This is a genomic window from Yoonia sediminilitoris (assembly GCF_003058085.1).
Taxonomy (GTDB): Bacteria; Pseudomonadota; Alphaproteobacteria; order Rhodobacterales; family Rhodobacteraceae; genus Yoonia; species Yoonia sediminilitoris.
In genome coordinates, this window is record NZ_QBUD01000006.1 from 79,430 (window position 1) to 101,735 (window position 22,306).

A 22,306-nucleotide genomic window follows, 5' to 3' on the forward strand; every position below is an offset into this window, starting at 1 on the left:
GCCTTGGCAGGCGCCCTTTTCGCAAAACTCCGTATCAACCATGAAAACAGGGCCGCCTATTGCGGCGCTGATCGCGGTTTGTGCAAATCCAGAATACCGGGCTTTGCGAAACCTTCAGTCGGCCAAAGTCAGGTTGATCGCGCTTTCGCGACCGTCGCGTCCTGCTTCAATATCGAAATTGACTTTCTGATCGTCCTTGAGACCCGTCATGCCTGACCGCTCAACGGCAGAAATATGAACGAAAACGTCCTTTGATCCGCCATCAGGTGCGATAAAGCCGTAGCCTTTTGTGGTGTTGAACCATTTGACAGTGCCTGAAGCCATGTCCTTGTCTTCCTTTTTTAGTGTCCGCTCGCGGGAGTGCAGCGGGGTGGCTCGTCAAACTTGGATCGATTGACTGGGCCTGAAAAGGTAAACAGTGGTCGATAGATTAACGTCGCGTCGTCAGCATGCCAAGAATGGCAACAAAATCAAGAAAATTGCAGAATTGTGATAAAAAACGGCGCCAAAGCGCCGCTTGAACGCGGTGTGCATAAAAATGCGCACCGCTTCGATTAAGAATTGCCCTTAGGCGAGTGCGATATTCACTGCTGATTCGCGACCATCACGGCCAGCTTCGACGTCAAAAGTGACCTTTTGATCATCGGCCAGACCTGTCAGGCCGGAACGCTCAACAGCTGAGATATGAACGAATACGTCCTTGCTGCCGCCTTCAGGGGCGATGAAGCCGAAGCCTTTAGTTGCGTTGAACCATTTCACGGTGCCATTAGCCATCGTGTTTTCCTTTGTTTTAGATGCTACCCGCGTGAATGCGGCAGCCTGGCGTAGTCAGATCAAAATCGAGAGACTGTAGCCGTAAGGGAAAACAGTGGGTCGAGTTGGATAACGTCTGCAACTCCCACTTGGGGCCTCTGGCTTAAGAATGCAAGGTAAATCGTTGTATACAAGCCAGGGGATGGATTGAAATCCATCTTACGGCCTTGCGCTGTTCCGCCTTACCAGTGCGGGGGTCGCTGGTCCGACAGAGGGACTGTACCCCCTGCGTCCAGTTCACGCGATGCTTCGCGTTCCATCAGAATGGCCAGCCTGCGGGTGACCAATGCAAGTTCGGTTTCCTGCCGCGCGACGATATCCGACAATTCGTCGACCGTGCGTGTCAGATGGGCGATTTGTTCTTCCAGATCAATCATGCTTGCCATGGCGGTTCTTTATATGGATTGAGGGGCTTCGAAAAGGGCAGAGGTCCGTGCAGGCCACGTTGATCGACCGGACGCATTGCCCCTGTGCCACAGGCGCGCTAAACGGCCCCAGAAGATGCAACCGGCAGGACAACTCATGGCCAAGCAAAAGAAACAACCCCGCCCCAAGGCGCTGCCGCCCAAGGGCTTTCGCGATTATTTCGGTGCCGAGGTAGAGGATCGCACAGCGATGCTGCGCAAGATTGCCGAGGTTTATCATCGCTATGGGTTTGATGCGCTGGAAACATCCGCTGTCGAAACGGTCGAGGCGCTGGGCAAGTTCCTGCCCGACGTGGACCGCCCCAACGAAGGCGTGTTTGCATGGGAAGAAGACAAGGACTGGCTGGCGCTGCGCTATGACCTGACGGCCCCTTTGGCCCGCGTTTATGCGCAGTATCGCAACGACCTGCCAACGCCCTATCGCCGCTATGCGATGGGCCCTGTCTGGCGCAATGAAAAGCCCGGACCGGGCCGGTTTCGCCAGTTTTATCAATGTGATGCCGATACGGTTGGGTCTGGATCAGTCGCCGCAGACGCCGAGATTTGCGCGATGCTGGCGGATACGCTTGAGGCTGTGGGGATTCCCCGTGGTGACTATGTGATCCGTGTGAATAACCGCAAGGTTCTGAACGGAGTAATGGAAGTTGCGGGGTTGTCCGGCGACGACAAGGAAGCCGAGCGTGGGATCGTTCTGCGCGCGATCGACAAGTTGGACAGACTTGGCACGGACGGCGTGCGCGCTTTGCTAGGTGATGGTCGTAAGGATGACAGCGGCGACTTTACCAAAGGGGCTGGCTTGAATGACGAACAAGCTGAGGTTGTGATGGGCTTTATGGATGCCAAGCGCGATACGGGCGTTGCGACGGTCGCACGTTTGCGCGAATTGGTTGGCGGTTCGACGATTGGGGCCGATGGTGTTGCCGAGCTTGAGATGATTGCTGGTCTGCTCGATGCCCAAGGATACACGTCAGACCGGATCGAAATTGACCCCTCCGTCGTGCGCGGCCTTGGCTATTATACCGGCCCAGTATACGAAGCCGAACTCACCTTCGAAATCGAGGATGAAAAGGGCCGTCCGCAGCGCTTTGGCTCTGTTGCCGGTGGCGGCCGTTATGACGATCTGGTCAAGCGCTTTACCGGACAACAAGTGCCTGCGACGGGTGTGTCGATAGGCGTTGACCGCTTGCTGGCCGCCTTGCGCGCCAAGGGGCGGATCAAGAGCACCGAAGTCGGCCCCGTTGTTGTCACCGTGATGGACCGTGACCGGATGGCCGACTATCAGGCGATGGTGGCCGAACTGCGCAACGCCGGTATTCGGGCCGAGGTCTATCTGGGCAATCCCAAGAGCTTTGGCAACCAGTTGAAATATGCCGATAAGCGCAATTCCCCTGCCGCTGTCATCGTCGGCAGTGACGAGATGGAAAAAGGCGTCGTGCAGATCAAGGACCTGATCCTCGGGGCAGAAATCGCCAAGAACGCGACGCTTGAGGAATGGAAAGACCGCCCCAGCCAGTATGAAGTGCCGCGCGACCAGATGGTCGCCAAGCTGCGCGAAATTCTGAATGGGCAGGGCTAATGCCAAACAGTCCCGAAACACGGACCGAGGCGCGGCGGCTGCGTGATCTGTTTGCCGCGATGGGCGCGCAGGTGGTCAAGGCGGATGTGCTGCAATCTGCTGACACGCTGCTTGACCTTTATGGCGAAGACATTCGCGCGCGTGCCTATCTGACCTCTGACCCGTTGCGCGGTGAAATGGTGCTGCGCCCTGATTTCACTGTGCCTGTCGTGCAGATGCATATGGAAAGTCAGGCGGACCCCGCGCGCTATACCTATTCAGGCAAGGTTTTCCGCAAGCAGGAAACCGACGAGAGCCGCGCAAACGAATATGTGCAGGTGGGCTTTGAAGTCTTTGACGGTCGCGACCCGGCCCGTGCAGATGCCGAAGTGTTTGCCAGTATCGCGGACGCGCTGGGCAGCCTTCCAGTACAGGCCGCCACGGGCGATATCGGCCTGCTGAAGGCCGCTGTCGAAGGCTTGCAGACAACCGATGCGCGCAAAAGTGCGCTGGTGCGGCACATCTGGCGGCCACGCCGTTTTCGCAACCTGCTGAACCGCTATGCGGGAAAGCTGCCGCCCCCTGCCACGCGGGTTGCCTTGCTGGGCAATCCCGACCCGTTTGCGGATGCAGGGCCGGAAATCGGTCTGCGCAGCCGGGCAGAAGTGGAAGCGCGCATTGACGCTTTGCGTGCGGATGCGGCCGCGCCGCATATTTCTGGCGAAGAGTTGGGCCTGATTGATGCAATCCTCAGGCTGCATGAGACAACGCCGAATGTTCTGGTTGAACTGGGTGACATCGCCGTCGATATGCCATCCATTCAGGCAGCAGTGGACCGGATGAGTGCCCGCACGGATGCGCTTGCCGCACGCGGTGTTGATGTGAACGGTCTGTCGTTCGAGGGCAGCTATGGCCGCACGTCGCTTGAATATTATGACGGGTTTGTCTTTGGTTTCACCGCCGTGGACAGGCCCGACATGCCGCCGATTGCCACGGGTGGCCGCTACGACGCGCTTACGGCGCAGCTAGGGCGAGGCCGTGCCGTGCCCGCCGTTGGCGGTGTCATTCGCCCTGATCTGGTGCTGGAGGTGGCGCAATGCTGAAATTTGGCGTGCCCTCCAAGGGGCGCTTGATGGAAAAAACCTTTGACTGGTTCGGTGCGCGCGGGATCACGCTGCGCAAGTCCGGCTCCGAGCGCGAATATGCGGGCGCGGTGGACGGAATCGACGGGGTTGAACTGGTGCTGCTGTCAGCAGGTGAAATCCCCCGCGAACTGGCCGCTGGCAACATCCACCTTGGGGTCACAGGGTCAGATTTGGTGCGCGAAAAACTGGCCAATTGGAATAGTCGCGTGGCAGAACTGGCCCCTATGGGGTTTGGCGGGGCTGACCTGATTATTGCTGTGCCGCAGGCGTGGGTCGATGTGGATACGCTTGACGATCTGGATGCGGCGGCGGCGGCCTTTCGCAAGACCCACGGCTTCAGGCTGCGGATCGCCACGAAATATCACCGGCTTGTGCGTGAGTTCCTGCGCGAAAACGGGGTGGCCGATTATCAGCTGGTCGACAGTCAGGGCGCAACCGAAGGCACGGTCAAGAACGAGACGGCAGAGGCGATTGCAGACATCACATCAACCGGAGAAACCCTGCGGGCAAACGGTTTGAAGATCTTGTCTGACGGAATGATCCACGCCAGTCAGGCGACACTTTTCCGAGGACGTCGCGAAGGTTGGACGAATGCCCAAAGGTCGAGCCTGAAAACCCTGCAAGAGCGTTTGCGTATTTCCTGACCTACATCCCGGCTGCCTGTACCCCATCGCGGCAGGCCCGGTCGAGCGAACTTGGCGCGTGGCGAGCCGTGGAAAGAGACTGTGCGAGGTCTTTTCCTTCCACAGCAGAACCGGCAGTTCTGGCCAGACTATAAGTCGCAACCTGCGCCGTCCCTTTCAATACCTGCCGGGACAGCGCCTGCACACCAAGATAGTCAAGATGACTGGCCAGCAATCCCGCACCTGCGGCTTCTTCACCTGCTGCATTCTGTTCACAGGCGCTGGCATCCGTTGACAGGAACGACCGGCAAATCATCGGCCGCGCATCATAGGCACGGCAAGTGCGGGTCGCCGGGTCAAGCGCGGGACAGGCATTTTCGTGCCACTCCCGTCCGTCAGGTTGGCCCTGCAAGGGGGCAAGTGCGGCGTGCAGGCGCTCTGCCTCGACTTCGGTGATCAAACCACCTTCGCCGCCGGTCAGGATACAGCAAAAGGCGCAGCCCTTCTGGCACGCGGCATTGCGCACCGCATCTGGTGGCGCCTTGAGCAATTCATCGCGCACAGCCATGCCCAAACGCCACGCAGCCTGGCCGTTGGCCATTTCCCCGATGACGTCCTTTGGCGGCAAACCATGGGCAAATGCGGTCTGAAGATAGGACAACAGGATGCGCTTGGTGCGACTCTCAAAGCTGGCGCTGACCCCTTTCATGTGCGCGCGCTCGACCCGCGATATCAGATCGGCAATCGTCACAGGGCCAGCTTTCGCGGCCTTGTTCGCAAGTCTTCGGGCAGCACGGGCAGAGGTTGGCTTCATCGTGATCGGCTCAGCCCTCTGCCGCGACCTGATCGCGCAAAAACCGGCGCAGGATTTTTCCTGACGCTGATTTCGGGATTTCATCGACCCAGCGTATCTGGTGCAACTGCTTGTAATGGGCGAGCGTTTCGTCGAAAATCTTGTTGATGGCAGCCTCATCCGGGGCATTTTCACCCTTCACCACAAAGGCGATTGGTTTTTCCCCACATTCGGGGTCAGGCAACCCAATGACGGCGGCATCGGTGATCCCGTCCATTGCGACCAGCGTTGCCTCAAGTTCGGCGGGGGCCACCTGGAACCCCTTGAATTTGATCAGTTCCTTGAGACGGTCAACGATGAACATATAGCCATCCGCGTCAATCATCGCGATGTCGCCGGTGCGCAGCCAGCCATCTTCGACAATGGTGTCTGCTGTGGCTTTGGGATTGTTCAGGTAGCCTTGCATGACTTGCGGGCCTTTGATCCACAACTCGCCCTCTTGGCCGACGCCAAGGTCTGCGCCGCTTTCGGGGTCAACGATGCGGCACAGCGTGTTCGGACATGCTTGCCCGGCGGCACCGGGACGGTTGGCCGCCACTTCTGTCAGATGTGACACGGGCGAGAGTTCTGTCATCCCATAGCCCTGCAACGACACGCAATTCAGCCGGTTGCCAACGGCGTTGGACAGTTCTGCGCCCAAGGGGGCGGCACCTGAAAACACCTGTTCGATCGACGACAGATCATAATTATCGATCAGTGGATGTTTTGCCAGCGCCAGCGCGACGGGCGGGACGATCCACATGCGGCGCGATTTGTAATCCTGACATATCTGCAAGAACAAAGGCAGATCAAAGCGCGGCAACGTGACCACGGCGCCGCCACCCGCAAGGTGGACATTCATGATGACCGTCATGCCATAGATATGGAAGAATGGCAGGAAACCCGCCGCTACTTCGCCCTTATAGAAGCCGCCGCCAGCAATAATCTGATCGACATTCACCACCAGATTGCGGTGCGACAGCATCACCCCCTTGGGCAGGCCCGTCGTACCCGAAGAATAGGGCAGAACGACAGTATGATGATCCAGATCAACGGGGACCTGCGCGGCCAGCGGATCACCCATCAGGGCCGCAAATTCCGGCGTGCCGATGGCAATGACATCCAGATCACCCGCCCCTGCGCGGGCCGTGTCCATGAAATCCGGAATGGTGAGCAAAATCTCGGCCTGCGAATCCGACAGCTGATGTTTGACCTCGTTTGCGGTGTAGGTCGGGTTTAGCGTCGTGATGGTGCCGCCCGCCCAAGCGACAGCATGAAAGATGACGCAATATTCGGGGATATTGGGGGCCATCAGGGCAACGGTATGGCCAGCACCCAGACCTGCCGCAGTCAACCCACCTGCCAGCCGCTTTACCTGATCCATGAACGCGGCCGCCGTCATCGTGCGCCCGCTTGGACCATCTATCAGCACGACTTCGTCCGGACGGTCGACAAGACCTGCAAAGACCCGCTCTGTAATGGATTGATCGTTAAGCGCCACGTCGGCGAAAGGGCTGGTAAATATTGTCATGTGCGTTCTCCTCCGCTTTCAATCATGGCACAGGAGCGCGGATGGGGCGAGACACTTTTGCGCGGAAGTTGCGCTGCAGCAAACCCGCAATGGCCGCGCGCGCCAAAGGCGCTGAAGTGCGGGATGAATAGGTCCTGACCCTAGCGCACACCGATAGCCGCGAGTGCCTTTGACAATTCGGGTGGAAGCGCCTCTTCGGCCTGTCGCCCATCGGGCAAGTCGTCGGGCGCATCATCAACCGGCAAGTACCGCCAGCCCTGAAAAGCGCGCTTTGGCGTCGCCTCAACCCGGATCAGACCGGGTTTGCAGCAAATCGCACAACGCCGGATCCCATCGGCGCCGATATATTCATCAAGGCGCAGTATCGGCTGGCGACACAGGATTACACCTTTGATGACCCAGAAGATGGAGCCGCCATTGAGGATTTCATCAGCCCGTTTCGGCCACATGCGTGTGATGTGGCGCGGCAAGCCATCGTCAGTCTGGGCGCGCTTGGTGTTTTGCCATGCGCTCAAGCCCGCCACGTCTTCGGTGCCGACAGAGAGCTTGAGAAGATGCACAGTTTTCGTCATTCGTCCCCCCCGGGATGAACCCTAGATGTAAAGCCATTGGGTGGCCAATCAATAGCCAGAATGCAAAAGGTTTATTTGGTATAAGTATGGATTTCAATCACAATATGTGGTATGCGAGTTCTCCTTTTCGAATCCTGCTCACCCCTTTATGGTGGGCTTCTGCCGTTCCCAAGCCAAGCATGAAAGTACCCGCAATGACCCGTTTCTCTGCCCCAATTGCCGAACAAATCTGGGATATGAAGTATCGGTTCAAGGAGGCCGACGGCACACCGATTGACGACACTGTCGAAGACACATGGCACCGGATCGCGAAAGCACTGGCAGCGGTGGAAAAAGACCCAAGCGCGTGGGAGCCGAAATTCTACGACGCGCTATCGGATTTCAAATTCCTGCCTGCTGGCCGCATTACAGCGGGCGCTGGGACGGCCCGGTCGGTCACGCTGTTCAATTGCTTTGTAATGGGCACGATACCCGACAGCATGGGGGGCATTTTTGAGATGCTCAAAGAGGCGGCCCTCACGATGCAGCAAGGTGGTGGCATCGGCTATGATTTCAGCACAATCCGACCAAGGGGCGCGGGCGTTAAAGGTGTGGCGGCGGATGCATCCGGCCCGCTGTCATTCATGGATGTGTGGGACGCGATGTGCCGCACAATCATGTCAGCAGGGTCGCGCCGGGGCGCCATGATGGCAACCATGCGCTGCGATCACCCCGATGTTGAGGACTTCATCACCGCCAAGTCGGACCCTGCCCGCTTGCGGATGTTCAACATGTCGGTTTTGATCACTGATCCTTTCATGGAAGCGGTCAAGGCGGATGGCCCGTGGGATCTGGTCTTTGACGGCGATATCTACCGGACCGTGCGCGCCCGCGACCTGTGGGACGGCATTATGCAATCCACCTATGATTATGCTGAACCGGGGGTGATTTTCATCGACCGGATCAACCAGATGAACAACCTGAGCTATTGCGAGACGATTGCGGCCACCAATCCTTGTGGCGAACAGCCGCTGCCACCGTATGGGGCATGCCTGCTGGGGTCGATCAATATGGCACGGCTTGTGGCCAATCCATTTGATCAGGGCGCATCGCTGGACGAAGATGCACTTGTCGATCTGGTCGCGACGGCTGTCCGCATGATGGACAACGTGGTCGATGCATCGCGCTTCCCGCTTGAAGCCCAGAAAGCCGAAGCAAAGGCCAAACGGCGCATCGGCCTTGGGGTCACCGGGCTGGCCGATGCGCTGTTGATGGTCGGGCTGCGCTATGGCTCGGCAGAGGCGGCGCGTCAGACCGACCGCTGGATGCACGCCATCGCCCGCGCCGCTTATCTGGCGTCGGTCGATTTGGCACGCGAAAAAGGGTCGTTCCCATTGTTTGATGCGGATGCTTTTCTTGCGAGCGGAGCAATGCAGGATATGGATGATGATGTAAAAGACAAAATACGTCAAAATGGCATACGTAATGCGCTTTTGACCTCGATTGCACCAACCGGGACAATCAGCCTTTATGCGGGCAATGTATCGTCGGGTATCGAACCTGTGTTTGCCTACAGCTACACCCGCAAGGTCCTTCAAAAGGATGGGTCCCGAACCGAAGAGGAGGTCGTCGACTATGCTGTGCAGATGTGGCGTGACCTGAAAGGCGACGCACCCCTGCCTGACTATTTTGTGAATGCCCAAACGCTTGCACCGCTGGATCACGTGCGGATGCAGGCAGCGGCCCAGAAATGGATCGACAGTAGCATTTCCAAAACGATCAATTGCCCCGAGGACATCAGCTTCGATGCGTTCAAAGAGGTGTACATGGCCGCATGGGATCAGGGCTGCAAGGGCTGCACGACATACCGGCCCAACGATGTGACAGGATCGGTCTTGTCTGTGTCTGACGAAAGCGCCCCCTCTGAAGCGCCCGAGCAGGTCCGCAATAGCGGCGACGGCGCAGAGGTCGTCTATATGTCAGAGCCGCTTGATCGTCCGCAGGAACTGGAAGGCGCCACCTACAAATTGAAATGGCCGGACAGCGAACATGCGATCTATATCACGGTGAATGACCTGGTCATTGCTGGCCACAGGCGCCCATTCGAAGTGTTCATCAACTCAAAGAACATGGAGCATTTCGCCTGGACAGTCGCCCTGACCCGCATGATCAGTGCGGTATTCCGTAGAGGCGGCGATGTATCTTTTGTCGTCGAAGAACTGAAAGCGGTCTTTGACCCCCGCGGCGGGGCCTGGATGGGGGGGAAATACGTTCCATCCATTCTGGCCGCGATTGGGGGGGTGATCGAAAAGCACATGATCTCCATCGGGTTTCTGGCGGGCGAAGGGATGGGCTTGAAGGCTGACCCAACGGCTGATGTAGTGGCCATCAATCATGGCCAGCGCGGTAAAGCATGCAGTTCTTGCGGAGCGTATGATTTGAGAATGGTTGAGGGCTGCATGACTTGCGGGTCGTGCGGCTATTCCAAATGTGGCTAGGCCTGCAAAAGGCGCGTTGTTGTTTGAAACGGCTGGCAATTCAGTGCCACTTTGGCTGAATTGTCTGCCACTTTTCAGGACTATTTCTTCCACTCCCCGCTAAGTCATTGAAATTGCTGAATGCTGAAAGCGCTGATCCGAATGGGTCGGCGCTTTCTTTTTGACGCCGCCAAGTCCGGTGGCACACCTTGCCCCCACCGCGAAAAACGGTGTTTGTTCAGGATATGAAAACGCACCGCCATACCCGCGCCATACGGGTTTCCTGATCTGCCTCCCCGTCGGGAGCGGTATCAAAGACATGCGACTTCATCTTCCCCGCCTCTTGTCGCGTGCTGTTGTTTCCCATCTTTCCTTGCCGGATATGGAAACTGACCATGAAACTTATCAAGACTATCGACATCCCCCCATTATGAAACCGATCCGAAAGTGATCGTTGAACACCTGACCACATTTTAGAAGAATATGCGAAAGGACAAAGTCGCGGCTGATCTCATCGGCGACGAAGAGCGATCCGGCGACTTCGACGTGACAGACTTCGAAATCTTCGGAGACGAATTGTCCGATACACACATCGGGTCGTGATCTCGAACCACCGACTGGTCCGTGCGGATGTCGATAGTGTGGCGTTCCTTTGGAAAGACTACCGTGTCAAAACTGGTGACCGCCAAAAGGTCATGCGCCTCGGGAGCTTTTGAAGCGCGCAGGATCATCGATGGCAGCTTTGAAAGTAAGGGCCGCAATCGGGCCAACGTCCGGAACAGTCATCATCCGCAGGCAGACGTTATCATTGCGGGCCGCGTTTGACCCGCCGATCCACGGCAAGATAGTATTGAAATATCGCAACGCGCGCGTCCAACAGCGGCAGCATTGCCTGAGACATTACCTCATCGGCGGCGATCAAAGGGCGCACGAGGTCGTCAAAGCTACCATGCTGGACAGTTTTTGGCAGGCGCTGTCCGAAGAACTTCAAAAATCCACGAACCTCGTTTGCCAGATCAATGGTTTTGTTGAGCAGGGCTTTGCAGCAGTTCAACAGAGCGCGTATTTTGTGGGCTTCACGGCTCTTCATATGAACCGGACTGAACCAACCTGTCCGCAATATTTGCGCAACCCCATGGACATCATTCTTATCTGCCTTGCTACGCATCGCAGACAGCCCGACGCTGACCTGCCGGGCTTCCATGCCGACAACGTCAAATCCGTCGTTGGTCAATCCATAGAACAGATGTTGACGCATCGTGCCCGCTTCAAAACCGATCCGAACAACTGGATGTGCGAAGCCTTTCAAGCAGTCCGTGATCTCATCAACGTCACATGCCAACTCGCGCTCGAAAATGATCGCGCCTTTGGTATCTACAATGCATAGCGCGCAGGTCCGCAGCGACACATCCGGTCCCGCGAAATAATCCATCGCCTTTCTCCCTTGTTCACAGCAATCCTGTGATCATAACGGGAGCTCGACCTCACAACAGAGGCAGCCCAATTACGCATGCTATGGGCCATCCTCGCTTGGTATTGGCTGTCAGGTTCATTATCGCGGCGACCCCCAAGTTTCTTGTAAAGAAAGACGCAGTTTGTATACGATCCAGAAAGACGGCCTTCGTTCTTAAGCAGCTCGTTCGGCGCCACGCACCGCGCGCCGGAACATGAGCTGCATCAACATATCTCGAGCCTCCTGATCCTGCATGAAGGCATTCTGCATCGCCCCATCTCGATGGAATGCCTGGATTGTACGGCGTATGAATTCAGCTTCAAATCGAGGTTGAACATCCCTAGGGTCATTGTTTAGAAGCATTTCCGCCCATGTGTCATCGTCGAGGATATCCTGGTTCACAGCCTCGAAACGGATGTAGTCTTCCTCACTGAACTCTGCTCCATGGCGTGAATTAAAGGCCTCGATGATCTCAGAAAGGGTTTTGGCTTCCTCCTCGGTGAACTGGTTCGCACCGAACCAATCGATTGGGCTGAATGAGGCATTGTCATCAGCTCCAAGGCTGGCATCTTGAGGGTCGCCCTGCTTCTCAAGCTTGTAGGCGTCCAGCTCCAGCATATCAACGGTAACCTCTGCACCCTGAGGTGCCTGACGGGTGTTCGAATTGTTTCGCTCAATCCAAACGATCGTCCGGAAATCTAGCCGGACTATCTTTCAACCGAACGTGACAAGCTGCTCGCGGCACCGGCTGTAAAACTGACCCGAAAGATTATAGCCCAGCGGGCGCTTTCGTCGCTTGAGGCGGAAGAGTTCAAACTGGTGCCGCAATACCAAGCCGATCACGAACTGGTAAAGACGGCGGGCGACATCGCGTCGACAATTTTTCACCCGGTGGTGACGGCACGCATGGGTGCGGATCCGGACGCAGTGGTTGAGGGTGCGCTCCGCGTGAACGGGCTTGCAGGCATTCGAGTCGTCGATGCTTCCGTGATGCCGCGCATTACATCCGGCAACACCAATTCTCCGACGATCATAATTGCCGAGAAGGCAGCTGAAATGATCAACGCCGCAGCGAAATCCCATGCTGGGGTCTAATTTTCAGTCACCGCGACTGGGAAAAGTAGGCCTTGGGCGTTTCTTTGCAGCGCATTCCACAAGAAACATCCAAAACGCCTCCCGAAACCATAGATTGCACAAATCGACTAGGAATACAGGCGCGCCGCACGTTAGAGGATTGCCAGCTTCCGACCATACCCAGCGCGAAGGCGAAGAACGCATTGAGGTCATCAATATGCACGTCGACGCTCTAGGCAATGCGGGCGTCTTCAGCCTGACGCTGGGCCAGTTCGGCCAGCGTGAGAGTGGCGAACGCGGCGGCCATGGCGGCGGCGGCAAGAAGGGTTTCATTTCGGCTGACCTTTGTTCTGTATCCCGCATCCCAGTGGTGCGATGGGCAGAACAAAGGCCGGTCAAATTCAGCCGAATAGCGATCAAAGCACATCCGAGGTTTTTATGTCTTCTACGGCGAAGTCGATCAGCGCGCGGATCTTTCGGGGAAGCGCCCGACCCTCCAGATAGACGGCGTTCACGGCTGTCGTGTCGCCGGCATAGGCCTCCATCAGCTCGACAAGGGTGCCGGCTGAAAGCCCATCACAAATCGCAAAACGAGGGGCGTAGGCGATGCCTAACCCGTTGGCAGCCAACTCTACCGCTGCACGGGCGGAATTGACATGGAAGCGCCCCTGCACCTGCGCTTCCAAATGCCCTTCACCCTTGTGAAAGACCCAGCGGCGTGGCGCGCGGCGGTTGGTGTCAATAATACAGGCATGATGCGCCAGGTCCCGCGGGTGTTCGGGGCGGCCCTGCTTGGTCAGATAGGCCGGGCTTGCGACCAGAAGAGAGCGAAGTTCGCCCAATTTGCGTTCCTTGAGCGAGAGCATCTCGGACCGCCCTATGCGGAAGGCAAGGTCGATACCGTCGCGAGCAAGGTCAGCATAACTGTCGCTCAGGCGCAAATCGAAGGTGAGGCCGGGATGGCCCTCGGCAAACCGTCGCAGCATCCCGACGACGTATAGCTCGCCGAAGGTGACCGGTGCGGAAATGCGGATGACCCCGGAAAAACCGCGCGAGCCCTCGGCCACTTCGGCCAGAAGATCATCAAGATCGTCAAGCAAAGCGGGAGCACGGGTCAGAAGGTCCTCCCCCGCCGGGGTGAGGCCGACCTTGCGCGTGGTGCGCTGAAAGAGCCGCACGCCAAGCCGCCTCTCCAACTCGGCTACGTATTTGGAGGTCAACCGGTTTGACACCCCGAGCTGAACGGCGGCGGCGGTGAAGGAACCGGTCTGTGCGGTGGCCACAAAGGCCTTGAGTTCATCAGTAAGGTCCATGGCTGCAAATTGCGAACATTTTGTTGATAGTCATTCAATAACTTCGCCATTTTGTTGAATGTTTGCAAGCCGTAAACAAGGGGCAGAACGCAAGTCGCATAGCGCTGCGGGAAAAAAGGAAAACAGACATGAAAATTGCAGTTATTGGAAATGGGAATGCCGGGTCAGGACTTGCCGCAGTGTTACCCGAGGCCGGGCACGATGTGGGCGTTTATGGCCGGGGTGACGATCTGGCACGCGAACGCGTGAAGCGCCTCGCGGGAGAGATCGGCCTTGTTCCCTTTGATGCCGGACCACTGAAAAACGCCCGCTACCTCGAGTCGATGGGCTTCACGAACATCCAGTTCGGCGACTTACTTGGCCACGGCGACGAGAACGCGCCGCAATGGCTTGCTACCTGAGCTTTAGAGGGAGACAAGATGATGACCAAATTTTCCAATGCCGAATACGCGGCGACCGTGCTGCGCGTGTCGACCGGTGTGTTGTTTCTGGCCCACGGGCTTCTGAAAGTGAACGTGTTCACCGTTGCGGGCACCGTCGGCTATTTCGAGAGCCTCGGCCTTCCCGGATTTTTCGCCTATCTTACCATCTTCGCCGAGCTGGCGGGGGGTGCGGCCTTGATCATGGGCCTGGCCACCCGGTTGGCCGCGCTGGGGTTGATCCCCGTACTGCTAGGCGCGACCTGGGTGCACTCGGCCAACGGCTGGCTGTTTTCGGGTGAAGGCGGCGGATGGGAATTCCCGCTTTACTGGGCCTTTGTGCTTGGAGCCATCGCCCTGCTCGGAAGCGGCGCCTATGCGTTAAAAATCCCAGGCCTGCAAAACGTGTTGGGCCGTTTCGCCTGAGCCATCGGGGGTGCCAAGAGGTGCCCTCACGCGACCTACGGAGTAATTTCATGTCTACTGCACAAGCCCTCAACGACCTAAAGGAGCAGCTCTCTCCGAGCGATCGGATGCCGCTTGTTTTTCTCGGTCATGGCAGCCCAATGAATGCCATCGAAGATACCGAATACAGCCGCGCCTGGACAAAGCTGGGCCGCACACTGCCTCGGCCCAAGGCGATCCTTGTTGTTTCGGCACATTGGATGACCAAGGGAACGACGCTGGTGGACGTTTCGGCCATGCCACGCACAATCCACGATTTCTACGGGTTTCCGGAAGCGCTTTTCGCAGAGCAGTACCCCGCCAAAGGTAAACCGGGGCTGGCGCGCGAAGTGGTTTCGCTGCTGGCCAGCCACCATGCGGAGGAAGACGATACCTGGGGCCTCGACCACGGGGCCTGGACGGTGCTGAAATACCTGTATCCTGATGCCGACGTTCCGGTGTTTCAGGTCTCGATCGACATGGGACGGGACCTTGATTACCAGCTTCAGATCGGCAAGGCGCTCTCAGACCTGCGCGATCGGGGTGTTCTGATCCTCGGGTCGGGCAACATCGTGCACAACCTGCGCGCCGTCCGTTGGGATGCGGGCAGCGCGCCGCATGAATTCGCACTTGAATTCGACACGCTCTTCGCTGAAAAGCTGGAGGATCGCAATTTTGCAGCACTGGCCGACCGGGAACGTCTGGGATCGTTGCTGCGCATGGCACATCCTTCGGTAGATCACTACCTGCCCGCACTCACCATTGCAGGCGCCTCTGACAACCGCGACGCGCTGACCTTCATGACCGACGATATTGACCTGGGATCGATCTCGATGCGCTCTTACGTGTTCCATGCGGCCTGAGGGGGACGAGAAGATGCTGGTCGATGGTAAATGTATGGAAAACGGGCAGCCGATGCAAAAGGCCGACGAAAAGGGCCGCTTCGTTCGGCAGGTGTCGCGCTTTCGGAACTGGATCACGCCCGACGGCAGCGCTGGGCCGACCGGCAAGGCTGGCTTCAAAACCGAAGCTGGACGCTACCGTCTCTATGTCGTGCTGATCTGTCCTTGGGCCTCGCGCACGCTGATTGCACCGCAAACTCAAGGGACTTGATGCAGTGATCGCCGATCACCGTGGTCGACCCGGTGATCGGCGATCACTGCTGATCCTTTGGCGGCTATCCTGGCAGCGACGAGGACCCACTGTTCGGCGCGCGCCATATGCACGAGATCTACACCCGCGCCGACCCGCACTTCACCGGGCGTGCCACGGTGCCGGTTCTGTGGGACGAAAAGTTGGGCGTGATGGTGAACATCGAGAGCGCCGATATCCTGCGCATGTTCGATACTACCTTCGAGCATATCGTGCCGTCCGACTACCGGCTTTACCCTCAGGCGCAGCGCACCGAGATCAACGCGCTGAATGCCGGGATCTATGACATGCTCGACAATGGCGTTTACAAATATGGCTTTGCGGGCACGCAAGAGGCCTATGACGAGGCCGTGGAGGGCGTCTTCTCGACGCTGGCGATGTTGGAAGATCGGCTGGAGGGGGACTGCCTTTTCGGCGACCTCCTGACCGAGACCGATATTCGCATTTTCGTCACCCTGATCCGATTTGACGCCGCCTATCACGGTCTCTTCAAGACGAACCGCCGACAGATTGCGGCCTATCCCCGGTTGTCGGCTTTGATGACGCGCATTTATCACCTGCCGGGCATAGCCGAGACGGCGAACATGGATCACATCACGCGCGGCTACCACTCAATCAAGGCGCTCGCCCCATAGGGCAGCCGTACCACCGGCCCCGACCCAATAATGGCGATGATTTTGGCTGAGTAAACGCTGGTACACTGTCCCCTTGGAGCATTGCGCCGGAGCGCGAAGTTCTTCGCTCCGACCGATTGCGGTTCAGGTCACACGGCTCCGTGTCAGATAGACCGGATCATCCCACAGCCGGTTGTCAAGGATATCCTGCAGGATGGTCGCGGCCTGCACGACATCTGCCGCGTCAATGAATAGGGGGGTGAAGCCAAAGCGCATGACATTCAGTGCCCGGAAGTCACCAATGACCCCCCGCGCAATCAGGGCCTGCATGGCCGGATAACCATTGTCATAGGCAAAAGACACCTGACTGCCGCGCTGCGCCCCATTGCGCGGGCTGATCAGGGTTAATGCGGGGCACCGCGTTTCGACCTCTTGAATGAACAGATCACATAGCGCGACAGAGGCAGCGCGCACATCACGCATGGTCGTCACGTCCCAGACGTTCAGCGCCTGCTCCAACGCGGCCATTTGCAGCACAGGTGGTGTGCCTACGCGCATCCGCTCAATCCCCGCGCCGGGCGTGTATGTCTGGTCAAAAGCAAAGGGGGCAGCATGACCCAGCCAGCCTGCAAGGGCCGGTTTGACAACATCCGCCAGATCAGGGCGCACATAGATGAATGCGGGCGCGCCGGGCCCACCGTTAAGGTATTTATAGGTACAGCCCACGGCGAATTCACAATTTGCGGCGGTCAGATCGACCTCCAGCGCGCCTGCACTGTGGGCCAGATCCCAGACCATAACCGCGCCTGCCCCGTGGGCCGCCTGCGTTATTGCCTGCATATCATGCTTGCGCCCGGTCCGGTAATCCACCTCTGTCAGCATCACCACGGCAACGCTGTCATCAATCGCATCAGCGACGGCTTCGGGGTCAACCACCTTTAGCCGATAGCCCTGCCCTTTGAGGTCGATCAGACCTTCGGCCATGTAAAGATCACTGGGGAAATTCCCATTGTCCGACAGGATCACCTTGCGGTCTGGGCGCATGGCCAACCCGGCCGCCAGCGCCTGAAAAACCTTGATCGACAAAGTGTCGCCCATCACGACCGACCCTGCAGACGCCCCGATCAAGTGCCCGACCCTATCACCGACGACTGCTGGCTGTGCCATCCAGCCGCAACTGTTCCAGCCCTTGATCAACTGGCCGCCCCATTGCGCCACAACCGCATCCTGCACCGCCGCGGCCACACCTTTCGGCAGGGGGCCAAGCGAATTGCCGTCAAGATAGATCATCCCTTCAGGAATATCGAAAAGATCTTTGCGGGGCAGAGTCATCGGATAACCTCTTGGGTCAGCGGACCATCGGGCTTGGCCAGCGACCCTATGACCGTAAAATGATCTTGGCCCGCCTCATAGACACTTCGCACATCTGCGCCTTTGCCTGCCCATCGTTCAGCTGCCATCCGGTTTTGGCGCAGGAACTCTGGCCGCTCATCCGCGCCGACCCAGAAGGTGACCGGCACGCCCGGCGCGGGATCAAGCTCAACCGGGCTTTCGCGCAATGCCTCGGTTTCAGTCAATTGCAGCGTATCGTTCATGGTCGTCTGCAAAAGCGGCGTCAGGTGATGCACCCCGCTGATCGGAAAAACGCGCGCAAGCCGTTGGGTGATATCATCGGGCAAGACGCCTTTGCAGGCCATCCGCGCGACCAGATGCCCCCCTGCCGAGTGTCCGGCAAGGACAAGCGGCCCTTTGGTTTGATCGGCCACGTTACGCACCGCCGCGGTGATGGATTGCGTAATTTCGCTGATCCGCGCTTGTGGTGCCAACGGATAGCTGGGGATTGCCACCTGCCAGCCATGCGCCAGACAGCCTGCCGCAAGATGCGACCAATATGATTTGTCCATCATGTGCCAATAGCCGCCATGCACAAACACCAGCGTGCCCTTGGGCGTTCCAACGGGCGCAAAAATATCCATCACCTCGCGTGGATCAGCACCGTAGGTCAGGTCAATCTGCGCCCGGCCCTGCGGCAGCAATTCATCACGCAACCGTGCGGCCTGTTGCACCCAGTCTGCGCGGATCGCCTCTGCTTCGGGGACGTAGCCCGAATTGTCGAACGCATCATTCCAGTCGATCATTGTCACGCTTTCCCCACCGCCTTGAGAGCAAATGCATAAGACCGCGCCGCATCCTCCAGCGCTGCAAACCGCCCGCTTTTGCCAAAATGCCCGGATGTCATGTTGGTGCGCAGCAGCAGGATGTTGTCGTCGGTCTTGGTGACGCGCAGTTTCGCCACCCATTTGGCCGGTTCCCAATAGGTGACGCGCGGATCTGACACCCCCGCCGTGACCAGCATTGCCGGGTAATCCTGTGCTGTGACATTGTCGTAAGGCGAATATCCTTTGATATCCGCAAACGCGTCTTTGCTTTCAATCGGGTTGCCCCATTGCGACCATTCGCCGGGTGTCAGGGGCAGCGTGTCGTCAAGGATCGTGTTCAAGACATCGACAAAGGGCACATCGCCAATCATCCCGGCCAACAGGTCCGGACGCATGTTCACGACAGACCCCACTAACAATCCGCCTGCAGAGCCGCCCTGAATGACGATCTGGCCCTTGCTGGTGTAGTGGGCCGCAATCAGCGCCTCGGCTGCGGCGATGAAATCATGGAAGCTATTGACCTTTTTGCCAAATTTTGCGTCCTCGTACCAGGCACGGCCCTTTTCTTCGCCGCCGCGAATATGGGCGATGGCATAGACAAAGCCGCGATCAACCAGCGACAGGCGGTTGGCCGAAAAGGACGCGGGCATGCTCATCCCGTAGGATCCATAACCATAAAGCAGGCAAGGCGCGCTGCCATCAATCGCTGTGTCCTTGTGATGCAGGATCGTCACCGGTACGGCAGCCCCGTCATGGCTGGGGGCCATGATGCGTCGCGTGACGTAGTCCGCGGGGTCGTGACCAGAGGGGATTTCCGTCGTTTTCCGCAAGGTACGCACGCCCGTCTCTAAATCAAAATCAAAAACTTGCCCCGGCGTCGTCGGCGATGAATAGGTAAAGCGGAACGCATTGGTATCATATTCGGGGCTGGGGTCCGCGCCCAGCGCATAGGCTTCCTCGTCAAAGGAAATAACCTGATGCGACGTGACCGGCTGCCCTTTGGCCAGATAGCAGATGCGCGGCAGCGCATTCGCCCGTTCCACCCAGATCATCCAGTCCTTGTGCGCAGACATGCTCACAATCATCCGGCCGGGTTCGTGCGGCAGCACATCCACCCAGTTTTCGCGCGACGGGGATGCTATTGGGGCTTTCACGATCTTGAAATCAACCGCATCGTCGGCATTGGTGCGGATCAGGAAGTGATCGCCTTGTTCTTCAAGTGAGTATTGAATGCCCGCACTGCGCGGCTCGATCAGTTTGGGGGCGGCCTCTGGCGTCTCAGTCGGGATGATCCAGACTTCGTTTTCGTCATTCATGCCGGTGTAGATGCCGATAAAGGCGCCTGACCGCGACCGGCCCACACCCAGACCGTAACGGGGGTCTTTTTCTTCATAGACCAGAACATCACTGGCGGGATCAGTGCCCAACACATGCCGGAACACTTTGGTCGGGCGGTGGTTTTCATCGACCTTGCTGTAGAACAGGGTCGTATTGTCGGCCCACGCGACGGACCCGACATCGGCGATCTGGTAATCACTGTCCTGACCGGTTGCCAAATCGCGGATGTGCAATGAATAAAACTCGGACCCGTTTGTATCTGCGGCCCATGTCATCAGGCTGTGGCCAGGCGACACTTCGATGTCGCCATATTCGAAATAGTCGTGTGTGGCGGCTTCGGCATTGGCATCAAACAACACGGTCTCATCCCCGCCATCGCGCGGGGTGCGCAGATAGACCGGATGTTCCGCCCCTTCCGCGTAGCGCCATTGATACGCATAGGGGCCGTGCTTGCGGGGGACACTTGAATCGTCTTCCTTGATGCGTCCGCGCATTTCCGCGATCAGCGTTTCCTGCAAAGTGGCAGTGTCGGCCATCGCCGCATCGTAATAGGCATTCTCAGCCTGCAAATAGGCTTTGATATCCTCGGGCAGTTTGTCAGGCTCGCGCATCGCCTCTTGCCAGTTTTCCGCGCGCAGCCATGCGTAATCATCACAAAGCGTGACCCCGTGGAAGGTCGCCGTTGCAGAGCGTTTGTCGGCCAGCGGCGCGCCGTCGATTGCGGGGAATGTCGGCTTCATGGGTCACCTCTTTGACGTTGTTTGTTGCGCAACCTAAAGACCAGAGGCGCAGCTGCAATGACCATTGTAATGCGCGCGATATGCATCAGGGACACAAAGGCCACGTTCTGACCCAATGCCAGTGTCAGCAACGCCATTTCGGTCAGCCCGCCGGGGGAATAGGCCAGAAAGGCCTGCGCCAACGGCATCCCGCTGAGCATTGAAATGGCTTCGGCAAAGACAACGGCAATCAGCAGCATCAGGAGCGACGCCAGCGCCGCTAGGCCAAGGTCGCGGCGGATTTCATGCAAGGTTGCCCCTGCAAAACGGGTCCCGATAATTGTGCCCATGGTGATTTGCGCTGCAATCACAAAAACGGTCGGCGGAGCAACTGTGACGATCTCGGTGACATGCGCAATCCCGCTGAAAATCATCGGGCCAAAGACGGGTGCCGCAGGCAGGCGCGCCACTTTCCCGAACCAGACCCCAAGCACCGCGCAAAGCGCCAACAAGACGTAATCGCGCACTCCGATCTCTGCCAGCCCGATCCAGTTGCTGGAGGATCCCCCTGTTGACACACCCAGCACGGCCCCGAAAAAAAGTGCCACGAACCCTATGACCAACAAAACTCGTGCGGCGTGTGCAAGGGCAATCCGGCGTTCGTCGCCGCCAGCTTCTCCTCCGATCACCAGCATTTCGTTCAAACCGCCCGGCGCAGCCGAAAAAAACGCCGTGACCGGATCGTACCCGCCGACCCGCCGGTAGACGAGGTAAGCCACACTGCCCGCAATCAGCAAAAACACCGGAAGCAGGATCAAGGTCGGCAACCATGTGGGTATCAAAGCCACCACTTCTGCCGTGACGCCAGCCCCCAGCATGACACCGATCACGGGGATTACAAAAGGGCGCAACCGGTTGGGTCCCGCAATTGGCGCACGCGCCAATGCTGCGATGGTATTGCCGATCATCGGCCCCAACATCCAGGGCAACGGCAAGCCCGCCACATAGGCGCAAAACCCGCAGGCCAGCCCGATAGCCAATGCCAGAAATTGTGGTGTCAATCCCGACATGCAAGACCCTTCATGCAAGCTACGGCATTCTGCACCTGTCGCGCGACTTTTTCTTGGCCGTTCATCAGCAGCACAGGTCTGGCCCACATTATATCCGGCGAAGCAAGTGGCACCGCACAAATCAGAGGAAATTTATCCATGATCAACCTATGGCCCCGCGAGAGAGGAGGGTCAACGGTTGGGCGGCTGTTCTCGCCACAGGCAGACCGCTGGTGGGCCACCCGCCCTAGGGTCAGGACCCATTCATCCTGCGTCGTCAGCGGATCAATATGGATCCGATGCCCATGTTCAGGTAGCAACCCGACATCATTGCGCAGATGCGCGCTCAGACCATCAATGCGCAGCGCTTGATCTGTCGTCACAGGGTCTGGCGGGTACTGCTTGCGGAACAACCGCGCGGCAACTGCCAGAAAGACCCTGTTGAAGCCGTGGTTCGCGATGAGTTCGTCTATGACAGCACCGGGTGATGATGACGATTTGAGAGGTAGAGCGTTCATAACTATCCCTTGTCCGCAGATACACTGCGGCCGTTGTTTTTAGGTTGGAAGTTGACTACGCACGACGCAGACGGACTGCGGCCATGGGCGCTTTACGGTTTT

At 58.1% G+C, this 22,306-nt stretch carries 24 protein-coding genes and 2 pseudogenes; 11 read left to right on the forward strand and 15 right to left on the reverse strand.

All coding sequences use genetic code 11. The annotated features are described in order from the left end of the window. Positions 1-114 precede the first annotated feature (114 nt). From C8N45_RS12735 to C8N45_RS12745, 3 genes are all read right to left on the reverse strand, one after another. The gene (locus tag C8N45_RS12735) at positions 115-324 is read right to left on the reverse strand and encodes a cold-shock protein (protein ID WP_108386640.1); all 210 of its coding nucleotides are present in this window, start codon (positions 322-324) and stop codon (positions 115-117) included. A 243-nt stretch (positions 325-567) separates the two neighbouring features. Further along, positions 568-774, reverse strand: a complete 207-nt coding sequence (locus tag C8N45_RS12740; RefSeq protein ID WP_108386641.1) for a cold-shock protein — start codon at positions 772-774, stop codon at positions 568-570. Positions 775-995: 221 nt separating this feature from the next. After that, positions 996-1,199, reverse strand: a complete 204-nt coding sequence (locus C8N45_RS12745; protein WP_108386642.1) for a SlyX family protein — start codon at positions 1,197-1,199, stop codon at positions 996-998. Positions 1,200-1,335: 136 nt separating this feature from the next. Between C8N45_RS12745 and hisS the strand changes: the two genes are divergently transcribed. From hisS to hisG, 3 genes are read left to right on the forward strand one after another with little or no spacing between them, the layout of a single operon-like run. Next, entirely contained in the window at positions 1,336-2,814 is a 1,479-nt protein-coding gene (hisS, locus tag C8N45_RS12750) for a histidine--tRNA ligase (RefSeq protein WP_108386767.1), read from the forward strand. Further along, positions 2,814-3,896 carry an ATP phosphoribosyltransferase regulatory subunit gene (locus tag C8N45_RS12755; protein ID WP_108386643.1) on the forward strand — a complete coding sequence of 361 codons (1,083 nt, stop codon included), beginning with the start codon at positions 2,814-2,816 and terminating at the stop codon, positions 3,894-3,896. The genes hisS and C8N45_RS12755 overlap by 1 nt, the downstream gene beginning before the upstream one ends. After that, positions 3,890-4,582 (forward strand): ATP phosphoribosyltransferase, encoded by a 693-nt coding sequence (gene hisG, locus C8N45_RS12760; protein WP_108386644.1) that lies wholly within the window; start codon positions 3,890-3,892, stop codon positions 4,580-4,582. Before C8N45_RS12755 ends, hisG begins: the two co-directional genes overlap by 7 nt. A gap of 1 nt (position 4,583) precedes the next feature. Here hisG and C8N45_RS12765 read toward each other — a convergent pair whose 3' ends face one another. From C8N45_RS12765 to C8N45_RS12775, 3 genes are all read right to left on the reverse strand, one after another. Next, positions 4,584-5,375 (reverse strand): YkgJ family cysteine cluster protein, encoded by a 792-nt coding sequence (locus C8N45_RS12765; protein ID WP_168769474.1) that lies wholly within the window; start codon positions 5,373-5,375, stop codon positions 4,584-4,586. Positions 5,376-5,385: 10 nt separating this feature from the next. After that, the gene (locus C8N45_RS12770; protein ID WP_108386646.1) at positions 5,386-6,924 is read right to left on the reverse strand and encodes an AMP-binding protein; all 1,539 of its coding nucleotides are present in this window, start codon (positions 6,922-6,924) and stop codon (positions 5,386-5,388) included. Between the two features lie 140 nt (positions 6,925-7,064). Next, positions 7,065-7,496 carry a DUF1489 family protein gene (locus C8N45_RS12775; RefSeq protein WP_108386647.1) on the reverse strand — a complete coding sequence of 144 codons (432 nt, stop codon included), beginning with the start codon at positions 7,494-7,496 and terminating at the stop codon, positions 7,065-7,067. Between the two features lie 194 nt (positions 7,497-7,690). Here C8N45_RS12775 and C8N45_RS12780 point away from each other — a divergent pair, with 194 nt between their 5' ends. Then, complete coding sequence (locus tag C8N45_RS12780) at positions 7,691-9,973, forward strand: adenosylcobalamin-dependent ribonucleoside-diphosphate reductase (RefSeq protein ID WP_108386768.1); 2,283 nt, start codon at positions 7,691-7,693, stop codon at positions 9,971-9,973. Positions 9,974-10,533: 560 nt separating this feature from the next. Further along, positions 10,534-10,656, forward strand: a pseudogene (locus C8N45_RS12790) (transposase); the annotation flags it as partial. 101 nt (positions 10,657-10,757) lie between these two features. Here C8N45_RS12790 and C8N45_RS12795 read toward each other — a convergent pair. Together C8N45_RS12795 and C8N45_RS22995 are read right to left on the reverse strand one after the other, a co-directional pair. Beyond that, positions 10,758-11,384: an IS110 family transposase gene (locus C8N45_RS12795; protein WP_245882657.1), complete on the reverse strand. Its 627-nt coding sequence runs from the start codon at positions 11,382-11,384 to the stop codon at positions 10,758-10,760. Positions 11,385-11,579: 195 nt separating this feature from the next. Next, positions 11,580-12,023, reverse strand: coding sequence for a MoaD/ThiS family protein (locus tag C8N45_RS22995; protein WP_133175977.1), 444 nt, complete (start codon positions 12,021-12,023; stop codon positions 11,580-11,582). Between the two features lie 96 nt (positions 12,024-12,119). Here C8N45_RS22995 and C8N45_RS23650 point away from each other — a divergent pair. Further along, a pseudogene (locus tag C8N45_RS23650) lies at positions 12,120-12,500 on the forward strand (GMC oxidoreductase); the annotation flags it as partial. Positions 12,501-12,711: 211 nt separating this feature from the next. Here C8N45_RS23650 and C8N45_RS12810 read toward each other — a convergent pair. Continuing rightward, positions 12,712-12,906, reverse strand: coding sequence for a hypothetical protein (locus C8N45_RS12810; RefSeq protein ID WP_108386650.1), 195 nt, complete (start codon positions 12,904-12,906; stop codon positions 12,712-12,714). Next, on the reverse strand, positions 12,896-13,792 hold the full coding sequence (locus tag C8N45_RS12815; protein ID WP_108386651.1) for a LysR family transcriptional regulator: 897 nt from the start codon (positions 13,790-13,792) through the stop codon (positions 12,896-12,898). The genes C8N45_RS12810 and C8N45_RS12815 overlap by 11 nt, the downstream gene beginning before the upstream one ends. A gap of 128 nt (positions 13,793-13,920) precedes the next feature. Here C8N45_RS12815 and C8N45_RS12820 point away from each other — a divergent pair, with 128 nt between their 5' ends. The 5 genes from C8N45_RS12820 to C8N45_RS23660 all read left to right on the forward strand — a co-directional run bounded on the left by C8N45_RS12820 (position 13,921) and on the right by C8N45_RS23660 (position 16,442). Further along, on the forward strand, positions 13,921-14,193 hold the full coding sequence (locus C8N45_RS12820) for an NAD(P)-binding domain-containing protein (protein ID WP_108386769.1): 273 nt from the start codon (positions 13,921-13,923) through the stop codon (positions 14,191-14,193). Between the two features lie 18 nt (positions 14,194-14,211). Then, positions 14,212-14,637, forward strand: coding sequence for a DoxX family protein (locus C8N45_RS12825; RefSeq protein ID WP_108386652.1), 426 nt, complete (start codon positions 14,212-14,214; stop codon positions 14,635-14,637). 50 nt (positions 14,638-14,687) lie between these two features. Then, positions 14,688-15,518, forward strand: a complete 831-nt coding sequence (ygiD, locus tag C8N45_RS12830; protein ID WP_108386653.1) for a 4,5-DOPA-extradiol-dioxygenase — start codon at positions 14,688-14,690, stop codon at positions 15,516-15,518. A gap of 13 nt (positions 15,519-15,531) precedes the next feature. Continuing rightward, complete coding sequence (locus C8N45_RS23655) at positions 15,532-15,768, forward strand: hypothetical protein (RefSeq protein WP_245882658.1); 237 nt, start codon at positions 15,532-15,534, stop codon at positions 15,766-15,768. A 107-nt stretch (positions 15,769-15,875) separates the two neighbouring features. Next, positions 15,876-16,442 (forward strand): glutathione S-transferase C-terminal domain-containing protein, encoded by a 567-nt coding sequence (locus tag C8N45_RS23660; protein ID WP_245882659.1) that lies wholly within the window; start codon positions 15,876-15,878, stop codon positions 16,440-16,442. A gap of 123 nt (positions 16,443-16,565) precedes the next feature. Here the strand turns inward: C8N45_RS23660 and kynU are convergent, their stop codons facing one another. Genes kynU through C8N45_RS12860 form a run of 5 tightly spaced genes read right to left on the reverse strand, consistent with a single transcriptional unit; the run spans position 16,566 to position 22,204 of the window. Next, positions 16,566-17,753, reverse strand: coding sequence for a kynureninase (kynU, locus tag C8N45_RS12840; RefSeq protein WP_108386654.1), 1,188 nt, complete (start codon positions 17,751-17,753; stop codon positions 16,566-16,568). After that, complete coding sequence (locus C8N45_RS12845) at positions 17,750-18,559, reverse strand: hormone-sensitive lipase (protein ID WP_108386655.1); 810 nt, start codon at positions 18,557-18,559, stop codon at positions 17,750-17,752. Before C8N45_RS12845 ends, kynU begins: the two co-directional genes overlap by 4 nt. A 2-nt stretch (positions 18,560-18,561) precedes the next feature. After that, a complete protein-coding gene (locus tag C8N45_RS12850; protein ID WP_108386656.1) occupies positions 18,562-20,658 on the reverse strand; it encodes a S9 family peptidase in 2,097 nt (698 codons plus the stop codon). Then, positions 20,655-21,707: an AbrB family protein gene (locus C8N45_RS12855; protein WP_108386657.1), complete on the reverse strand. Its 1,053-nt coding sequence runs from the start codon at positions 21,705-21,707 to the stop codon at positions 20,655-20,657. The genes C8N45_RS12850 and C8N45_RS12855 overlap by 4 nt, the downstream gene beginning before the upstream one ends. Beyond that, positions 21,695-22,204 carry a hypothetical protein gene (locus C8N45_RS12860; RefSeq protein ID WP_108386658.1) on the reverse strand — a complete coding sequence of 170 codons (510 nt, stop codon included), beginning with the start codon at positions 22,202-22,204 and terminating at the stop codon, positions 21,695-21,697. Before C8N45_RS12860 ends, C8N45_RS12855 begins: the two co-directional genes overlap by 13 nt. Positions 22,205-22,306: the final 102 nt, after the last annotated feature.

Excerpts from the sequence above, each read along its gene's own strand:
- C8N45_RS12745 (WP_108386642.1), bottom strand. The coding sequence starts at position 1,199 with ATGGCAAGCATGATTGATCTGGAAGAACAAATCGCCCATCTGACACGC.
- hisG (WP_108386644.1), top strand. The coding sequence starts at position 3,890 with ATGCTGAAATTTGGCGTGCCCTCCAAGGGGCGCTTGATGGAAAAAACC.
- kynU (WP_108386654.1), bottom strand. The coding sequence starts at position 17,753 with ATGACTCTGCCCCGCAAAGATCTTTTCGATATTCCTGAAGGGATGATC.
- hisS (WP_108386767.1), top strand. The coding sequence starts at position 1,336 with ATGGCCAAGCAAAAGAAACAACCCCGCCCCAAGGCGCTGCCGCCCAAG.
- C8N45_RS12775 (WP_108386647.1), bottom strand. The coding sequence starts at position 7,496 with ATGACGAAAACTGTGCATCTTCTCAAGCTCTCTGTCGGCACCGAAGAC.
- C8N45_RS12755 (WP_108386643.1), top strand. The coding sequence starts at position 2,814 with ATGCCAAACAGTCCCGAAACACGGACCGAGGCGCGGCGGCTGCGTGAT.
- C8N45_RS12850 (WP_108386656.1), bottom strand. The coding sequence starts at position 20,658 with ATGAAGCCGACATTCCCCGCAATCGACGGCGCGCCGCTGGCCGACAAA.
- ygiD (WP_108386653.1), top strand. The coding sequence starts at position 14,688 with ATGTCTACTGCACAAGCCCTCAACGACCTAAAGGAGCAGCTCTCTCCG.
- C8N45_RS12765 (WP_168769474.1), bottom strand. The coding sequence starts at position 5,375 with ATGAAGCCAACCTCTGCCCGTGCTGCCCGAAGACTTGCGAACAAGGCC.
- C8N45_RS12855 (WP_108386657.1), bottom strand. The coding sequence starts at position 21,707 with ATGTCGGGATTGACACCACAATTTCTGGCATTGGCTATCGGGCTGGCC.
- C8N45_RS12780 (WP_108386768.1), top strand. The coding sequence starts at position 7,691 with ATGACCCGTTTCTCTGCCCCAATTGCCGAACAAATCTGGGATATGAAG.
- C8N45_RS22995 (WP_133175977.1), bottom strand. The coding sequence starts at position 12,023 with ATGCTGGAGCTGGACGCCTACAAGCTTGAGAAGCAGGGCGACCCTCAA.
- C8N45_RS12795 (WP_245882657.1), bottom strand. The coding sequence starts at position 11,384 with ATGGATTATTTCGCGGGACCGGATGTGTCGCTGCGGACCTGCGCGCTA.
- C8N45_RS12845 (WP_108386655.1), bottom strand. The coding sequence starts at position 18,559 with ATGATCGACTGGAATGATGCGTTCGACAATTCGGGCTACGTCCCCGAA.
- C8N45_RS12860 (WP_108386658.1), bottom strand. The coding sequence starts at position 22,204 with ATGAACGCTCTACCTCTCAAATCGTCATCATCACCCGGTGCTGTCATA.
- C8N45_RS12820 (WP_108386769.1), top strand. The coding sequence starts at position 13,921 with ATGAAAATTGCAGTTATTGGAAATGGGAATGCCGGGTCAGGACTTGCC.
- C8N45_RS12825 (WP_108386652.1), top strand. The coding sequence starts at position 14,212 with ATGATGACCAAATTTTCCAATGCCGAATACGCGGCGACCGTGCTGCGC.
- C8N45_RS12735 (WP_108386640.1), bottom strand. The coding sequence starts at position 324 with ATGGCTTCAGGCACTGTCAAATGGTTCAACACCACAAAAGGCTACGGC.
- C8N45_RS12810 (WP_108386650.1), bottom strand. The coding sequence starts at position 12,906 with ATGTGCTTTGATCGCTATTCGGCTGAATTTGACCGGCCTTTGTTCTGC.
- C8N45_RS23655 (WP_245882658.1), top strand. The coding sequence starts at position 15,532 with ATGCTGGTCGATGGTAAATGTATGGAAAACGGGCAGCCGATGCAAAAG.
- C8N45_RS12815 (WP_108386651.1), bottom strand. The coding sequence starts at position 13,792 with ATGGACCTTACTGATGAACTCAAGGCCTTTGTGGCCACCGCACAGACC.
- C8N45_RS12740 (WP_108386641.1), bottom strand. The coding sequence starts at position 774 with ATGGCTAATGGCACCGTGAAATGGTTCAACGCAACTAAAGGCTTCGGC.
- C8N45_RS12770 (WP_108386646.1), bottom strand. The coding sequence starts at position 6,924 with ATGACAATATTTACCAGCCCTTTCGCCGACGTGGCGCTTAACGATCAA.
- C8N45_RS23660 (WP_245882659.1), top strand. The coding sequence starts at position 15,876 with ATGCACGAGATCTACACCCGCGCCGACCCGCACTTCACCGGGCGTGCC.